Origin of the sequence: Burkholderia sp. Se-20378, from assembly GCF_017104665.1 — a bacterium.
Classification (GTDB): Bacteria; Pseudomonadota; Gammaproteobacteria; order Burkholderiales; family Burkholderiaceae; genus Burkholderia; species Burkholderia lata.
Genome location: NZ_JAAGPG010000065.1, coordinates 21712 through 27969, shown reverse-complemented (window position 1 = coordinate 27969; position 6258 = coordinate 21712). Strand labels below are relative to the sequence as shown.

General features: G+C 64.1%; 6 protein-coding genes. 2 read left to right on the top strand and 4 right to left on the bottom strand.

Annotated features, from left to right (window positions below):
* Window positions 1-237: 237 nt before the first annotated feature.
* Window positions 238-612: a sugar ABC transporter ATPase gene (locus tag G3N93_RS10430; RefSeq protein WP_174933641.1), complete on the bottom strand. Its 375-nt coding sequence runs from the start codon at window positions 610-612 to the stop codon at window positions 238-240.
* Between the two features lie 268 nt (window positions 613-880).
* On the opposite strand from G3N93_RS10430, the gene G3N93_RS10425 reads away from it, so the two are divergent.
* Together G3N93_RS10425 and G3N93_RS10420 are read left to right on the top strand one after the other, a co-directional pair.
* Window positions 881-1861, top strand: a complete 981-nt coding sequence (locus tag G3N93_RS10425) for a helix-turn-helix domain-containing GNAT family N-acetyltransferase (RefSeq protein WP_206132971.1) — start codon at window positions 881-883, stop codon at window positions 1859-1861.
* Between the two features lie 86 nt (window positions 1862-1947).
* Window positions 1948-2793 (top strand): lysozyme inhibitor LprI family protein, encoded by an 846-nt coding sequence (locus tag G3N93_RS10420; protein ID WP_206132970.1) that lies wholly within the window; start codon window positions 1948-1950, stop codon window positions 2791-2793.
* Window positions 2794-2930: 137 nt separating this feature from the next.
* Here the strand turns inward: G3N93_RS10420 and G3N93_RS10415 are convergent, their stop codons facing one another.
* From G3N93_RS10415 to bcpO, 3 genes are all read right to left on the bottom strand, one after another.
* The gene (locus G3N93_RS10415) at window positions 2931-3842 is read right to left on the bottom strand and encodes a hypothetical protein (protein ID WP_174939307.1); all 912 of its coding nucleotides are present in this window, start codon (window positions 3840-3842) and stop codon (window positions 2931-2933) included.
* A 100-nt stretch (window positions 3843-3942) separates the two neighbouring features.
* Entirely contained in the window at window positions 3943-5688 is a 1746-nt protein-coding gene (locus tag G3N93_RS10410) for a ShlB/FhaC/HecB family hemolysin secretion/activation protein (RefSeq protein WP_174939151.1), read from the bottom strand.
* Between the two features lie 24 nt (window positions 5689-5712).
* Window positions 5713-5895 (bottom strand): CDI system lipoprotein BcpO, encoded by a 183-nt coding sequence (gene bcpO, locus G3N93_RS10405; protein ID WP_241026495.1) that lies wholly within the window; start codon window positions 5893-5895, stop codon window positions 5713-5715.
* Window positions 5896-6258: the final 363 nt, after the last annotated feature.

Here is a 6258-nt window from a genome sequence, read left to right as displayed (position 1 = left end):
TGCGCAAGCCGTCGGCCGTGCTGCCGCGCGTCGATGCCGCGTGGATCGGGCGCGAGGTACGGCTCAGCGACGGCCGGCTGACGCTGGTCGAATAAGCGCGACGCGGTTGCCGCGCGCCTGGGCCTGGGCCTGGGCCTGGGCCTGGGCCTGGGCCTGGGCCTGGGCCTGAGCCTGAGCCTGAGCCTGAGCCTGAGCCTGAGCCTGAGCCTGAGCCTGAGCCTGAGCCTGAGCCGTTACTCAGCGCACCGGCGTGCGGACTACCCCGTCGACCTTCAACGTGCGCCGGTCGTGCGCGGCTTCGTATTCGACCGTCTGCGCGGGCGTGACGGCGCCGTACGAACGGCCGTTCACATAGACGGTGCCGTCGCGCAGCTCGACCCGATCGCCGTTGACCGTCGCGGTGGCCCGTTCGCCCTGCAGCACCGCGCCCGAACAACCGGCGGTCGAAAAACTGCGGACCGACGTGCCTGGCATCGCGGCGATCCCGCCCTGATCCGCCGCATGCGCCGCGCTGCAAGGCGGCGCATCCATGCTGCCGGCAGCGTGGGCCGCGCCGGCGCTGATGCCGCATCCGGCAAGCAACGCGATCGTGATCGGCTTCAGATGGTTCATGGTGAGCTCCATTGTCCGCGGCCGCGGATCGATGACCGGCCGACGTCCGCGTTCGCATCGCAGGCCGTCCGGATACACCCAAGTATGCGTCCGGTTCGCGGCACTCCGCCATCCGCGCCAGTACCACCCGCCGCCGCCTCGGTTCACGCCGACTCCGGCCGCCGGAAGCGCCGCCCTCGGCATAACCCGCCCCCTTGAAAATCCACCTTGATCAAGTTGCGACCCGCAACTATTATTGATTGCGATCCGCAACCTTTCCGGGCCAACCATGGACCTCATCGACGCTCCCGCCAAGCCTCGCGAAGCCACCATCCTCGAGCTGCGCGACTTCTCCCGCAAACTGGTTCGCGAGCTCGGCTTCATGCGCGCGACGCTGGCCGACAGCGACTGGGCGCCTTCGGCCGTGCACGCGATCCTCGAGATCGGGATGGCGCCCGGCATCAACGCCCGCGATCTGGGCAACATCCTGCGGCTGGACAAGTCGAACACGAGCCGGCAGCTCGCTCGGCTCGAAGCGGCCGGGGTCGTGGAACGGCGCGTGTCGAGCGACGATGCGCGCGCGATCGAGTTGTACCTGACCGCCGACGGAAAAAAGCTCCAGAAGCGCATCGACACGTTCGCGACGGACCAGGTATCGAATGCGCTGCGCCGCATGGTGCCCGCCGACCAGCAGGCACTGCTGCGCTCGCTCGCGCTGTATGCCGATGCGCTCGCGCAGGACAACGCCGCCAAGGCGCCTGACGCGACACTCGATGCGCCATCGATCCGCGAAGGCTACCAACCGGGTTGTATCGGCGATATCGCGGGCCTTCACGCGCGCTTTTATTCGGAGCACTGGGGCTTCGGCGCCTTTTTCGAAAAACGCGTGGCGACCGAGCTGGCCGAGTTCGCCGGTGCGCTGCCGGCTGACGGCAAGGCGCTTTGGCTGTGTCAGGAAGACGGGCGGACGCTCGCGTCGCTCGCGATCGACGGCGATCCGGCAACGGGCGTCGCGCACCTGCGCTGGTTCATCGTGAACGATGCGCTGCGCGGGTCCGGCATCGGTCGCCGGCTCATGACGGAAGCCATACGCTTCGTCGACGCACAGCGGTTTCGCGAAACCTACCTGTGGACGTTCAAGGGACTGGATTCGGCGCGCCATCTGTACGAGTCGTTCGGCTTCACACTGACCAACGAATCCGCGGGCACGCATTGGGGAACCGAGGTGGTCGAGCAGCGCTTCAGCCGGCCGGGGCCGTCGGGCGGTTGAGGTTCGACGGCAGGTCTCCGTTTTCGCTGCGCATGACCTTATAGTCTGTCCACACGATCTATCCGATTCGCCCATCAGGACGCCGCATGTTCGAACGTTTCGCCGCCCTTGCGCTCTGCGCGGCCGTCATCGCGCCGACCGCCGTTGCCGCAACAGCCGATGCCGCGCCCGGCGTCGATCCAATCGATCAGAAAATGACGCTGTGCCTGGACGCCCCTGAACACGCATCGACAGCGGGCCAGGACGAATGCATCGACGACGCAGGCCGTGCGTGGGATGCGCGGCTCAACGCCAGCTATCGCGCGCTGCAGGCGTCGTTGCCGGCCGCTGGCCGCCCTGCGCTGCTGCGCGCGCAACGCGCATGGCTCGCGCGCCGAGATGCCGACCTGAAGCTGATCGGCGCCGTCTACGCGACGACGCACGGCACGATGTATGCGCCGATGAATGCGAACGACGTGATGCGCATGACGCGACAACGCGCGCTGACGCTGCAGCGCTTCGAGGCGGATCTCGCGTCACGCGGCTTCGACCTGACCGGGCGCCTTCCGCCTGCGGCCGACGCGCAACCCGAGCGCGTCACCACCCTCCCCCAACGCGGTGCACGTTTCGAGCGCGAGCACTGCGCGGCGCTCACGGGCCTCGATACGCTGGGCCGCTGCGCGGCGCAAGCCACGCCGCTGTACAAGCAGGATATCGACGACATGACCCGCGTCATCGAGCATCGCCTGCCGCGTGCATCGCGCGAGGCCATGCGGATGTCGTCCCAGAAATGGCAGGCGTTCGTCGCCGCGCAGCCGCCGCTGATCGGCGCGCTCTACCCGGCGACCGATCCCGCCCGCGTGCCGCCACAGGTCGCGATCGAACTACGTGACGAAGCCGCCGCGCGCCTGCAGCAACTCATATATGCCGCGGACAAGATCGACGCCGACTGACGCAAAGGTACGATGCCGTCAGGCCTGAAGCACTGAAAAAATGAACGGGCGCGCGGGCCCTGGACGAACCGCGCTGCCCTTTATCAGAACGAGCCAATGGAAAACCACGTGGCATTGCCATTCACGCCGGTACTCAATTACCGACACGAAAGCACGACGACGCCACCGATCCCCGCCGAATTTCCCTGCGTGGTCGAGTAGCCGACCGCGATAAGCGGCTGGGGCGCATCATGACCGACCACCACCGATTGAACGGACAGCGTGCCGCCAGACGATACGCCATTCAACGGGGCTTGCGCCTGGGTCAGCGTCGACAGCGTATTGTTGATATTGACCGACAGGCTCAGGTTGTTGAGCGTGCGCGTACCAAGATCGAGCGTGGCCGTCGCCGTGCCGAGCGTGCCGCTCAGGCCACCGTCACCGGACGTTATCGTGTCCGCCATCAGTTGAGTACAGGCCAGCGTGCCGCTCGTCGCGGTCAACGTCAGCGGCGTGCCAACCGCATAGTGAACGCCTTGCTGGTAGGTGTAGGTGTTGCCATCCGTATCCTCGGCCTGATTCCAGCGGCCGATCGCCACATCGCTGCCGGCGCTCTGAATCTCGGTGACGGCGCCGTGGTCAAGCCCGAGGCAATCGGTTGCCGCTGCCGATGACGCAAGCGTGGTGAATGCGCCGCTTGCCTGTTGAACCTGGCTCGATGCCGGTGCGTTCGGCGCCGTCATGTTGCGGTTCTTCGAATACGCGACCGGCAGACTCGGGACGACGACGACGGCCAGTTGCCCGTTGTTCGCCGCGATCTGCGATGCCGAACCCGAATATGTGACATTGTGGGTCGCTCGGCATGCCGCTTGAGCAGCCGGCGGCGTGGTGGTGGAAGTTGGCGATGGTGCGGCCGGTGTCGTGGTTGCCGGCGCTCCGGCCGTCGTGCCGTTCGATGTACTGCCACCTGAATTGACCGTACCTGCACCATCACCATCACCGCCGCCGCATGCCGACAGCAGCATCGTGGTACTCATCAGGCTCGCCAACCACACTTGCTTTCCCTGCATCATTCACCTCGTTTTTTCATCGCAGACAACAAAAGCGCAGCAGTCGAAGCCGCTGCGCAAAAAATATCCGGTGCCGGGGGGCGGCCAGACACGCACTCACTCAAAACTGCGCGGTCAATTGAAACCCGAGCGTCACGCGCGCCGTGTTGAACCCGGACGGTTTGTAGATCGGCGTACCGGCGAACAGGTCATAGCCATAGTTGCCGAAGCGCGTGCCGAGACGCCCCTTCACGCCGACCACCGCACCGGCCAGTTGCGTACCGGACAGATTTGCAGTGTTCGGGCCGAACACGTGGCCGTAGTCGAGCCCGGCATAGAGTGCCTGCCCGGTTTGGCCGATCGGTGCCTGCAATTCGTTGCGCCAGTAGAAGCCCTTTTCGCCGGCCAATAGCTGCTCGCCGTCGAAACCGCGCACCGTGTAGCGACTGCCGATGGTCAGGTCATCGATGAAGAACAGCGTATCGTTCGTGCATTGGCCATGAAACGTTGTGACGTAACTGAAATTCTGTTTGCCAATCGCGAACGGCACCGACAGGTTCGCGTCGAGAACGGCCATCTTGTAGCGATACGTCGCGCCGTCCGGGTACGGGTCGGCCGTCGCGCCGAGCCAGCCGATGCCTTGGCGATACGCGAGCGAGCCGTCGAATTGCGCTGCGCCGAAGTAATGACGGTTGTTCAAGCCCGCTTCAACGTACGTGTTGTTGCGGCCCTGCGTGGGGATATCGATGCCCTCGACAAAGCTTTCGCCCCAACGCTTCGACACCTGGAACGACATGCTGGTCACGTCGCTCTGGTTGCGGAACAGCACGCGTTGCAGTTTCAGGCCGGTGGTCTGCGCGTTGCCGCTCGACACGAACACTTGCCCGCCCGTCGCGGCAATCGGCTGGTAGTACGTATTCGAGTAGCCGAACAGCGTCGCGGTCCAATAGCCCCACGGCACCGAATACGAGCCGTTGAAGCCATGCGAACCAAAGCGCTTGTCGCCAAACTCCAGATCCTGCGTCGCGCCGAGCGCGAGAATGTCGTTCAGCCCGAGCGGATTGTCGAGGCCGACGCTCAGGCTACCTTGCAGCTTGCCAGTCGCACGCGTGCCCGAGTTGTCGATCGACGCGACGACGGTCCACGGCTTGACGCGCTTGACGGTAATCACCACGTCGCTTTCGCCGGGCGTCGCGGTCGGCTCGATTTTCATGTCCACATCCTGACTGGACACGCGGCGCATTTGCTCCAATCCTTGTTCGAGGTCGCGCAAATTCAGCAGATCACCATCGCGAGCCGGGAACGCGCTTTTCCACGTGCCCCATAGCTTCGGGTCGGCAAATGTGAGGTGTCGAATCGTGCCGGGAATCAGTACGAGCTTCAGCGTACCGGACGCCATATCCTGTTCGGGTATCAGCACGCGCGTGGTGATCGCGCCGCGACTGAGAATGAGCTGTTGCAAGCCCTTCACGAGTACGTCCAGCCCCTGCTTACCGATGCACGCGCCGCGATAGTGTTCGAGCCATTCGCGGGCGAATGCGAACGGGTCCATGTGGAGAGCTGACGCGCCCTTGGCGCGCGCCGCCACGGGCAGTCCGGCCGGCACGTCCAGGACGAACGTGTCGATCCGAAAGCACGGCTGCTCGACGGGAAGCACCGGCCAACCGCCCGCCGTCGGTGCCGTTGAACGTACGCCCGGCGCAGCGACGGCGGCGGCGCGGTCCTGTTCGACGCGCTGCTGTTGAATCCGTTGCTGCTGCTCGGCGTCCGCACGGGCGGCGGCATCGTTGGCCGGTAGCGGAGTCTGTTGCGCCATGGCGGAAACTGACGCGACCGACAGTAGAACAGCGGATGGGTGGATTCTCATTCGTATGCGTGCGTTGAATTTGTTTTAAGGCTTAGGTGCAAGGTGACCGGGAATCCAGACCCATTCCGTACCGCTCCATTTCCAGAAGCCCATCACCCAAGTCATGGTTGACCACGAAGGGAGGACAGGCGACATCTCTCGTTTGGGAGGTGGGCGCGGCGGCGCGTCGGGTGGTACCGTCTCGCAAGCAGCCAGAGTTGTTAGCATTGCGAGCGACGTAAACAGCAACCATAGTCGTGACTTCATTAATACACGCTCCCACAACGTTTTCGGACAACGATTCGGTTCACCGCTTGTCCGTGTCAGCTTTGACCGAAAACTTAATTGGACTCATTGCGTTTCCCCATCGCGGGCCACCAAGGATTGGATACCAGTATCCATCGAATTTCCGCTTTTCCTTCCTCCGATTCCATAAGATCCATCGGTGTCTTTCGCCCTGCTGCCGGCAGCTTATAATCAAGCCACGGTAGCAAATCGTCCTTCATGCACCCCCAAATCACAGTTGCAATATCTAGATCATGGACGCGCCGGGATAGTTCTTTCGTTACGTCATTGTCGATCCATTCAGTG

Excerpts from the sequence above, each read along its gene's own strand:
- G3N93_RS10430 (WP_174933641.1), bottom strand. The coding sequence starts at position 612 with ATGAACCATCTGAAGCCGATCACGATCGCGTTGCTTGCCGGATGCGGC.
- G3N93_RS10425 (WP_206132971.1), top strand. The coding sequence starts at position 881 with ATGGACCTCATCGACGCTCCCGCCAAGCCTCGCGAAGCCACCATCCTC.
- G3N93_RS10420 (WP_206132970.1), top strand. The coding sequence starts at position 1,948 with ATGTTCGAACGTTTCGCCGCCCTTGCGCTCTGCGCGGCCGTCATCGCG.
- G3N93_RS10415 (WP_174939307.1), bottom strand. The coding sequence starts at position 3,842 with ATGCAGGGAAAGCAAGTGTGGTTGGCGAGCCTGATGAGTACCACGATG.
- G3N93_RS10410 (WP_174939151.1), bottom strand. The coding sequence starts at position 5,688 with ATGAGAATCCACCCATCCGCTGTTCTACTGTCGGTCGCGTCAGTTTCC.
- bcpO (WP_241026495.1), bottom strand. The coding sequence starts at position 5,895 with ATGCTAACAACTCTGGCTGCTTGCGAGACGGTACCACCCGACGCGCCG.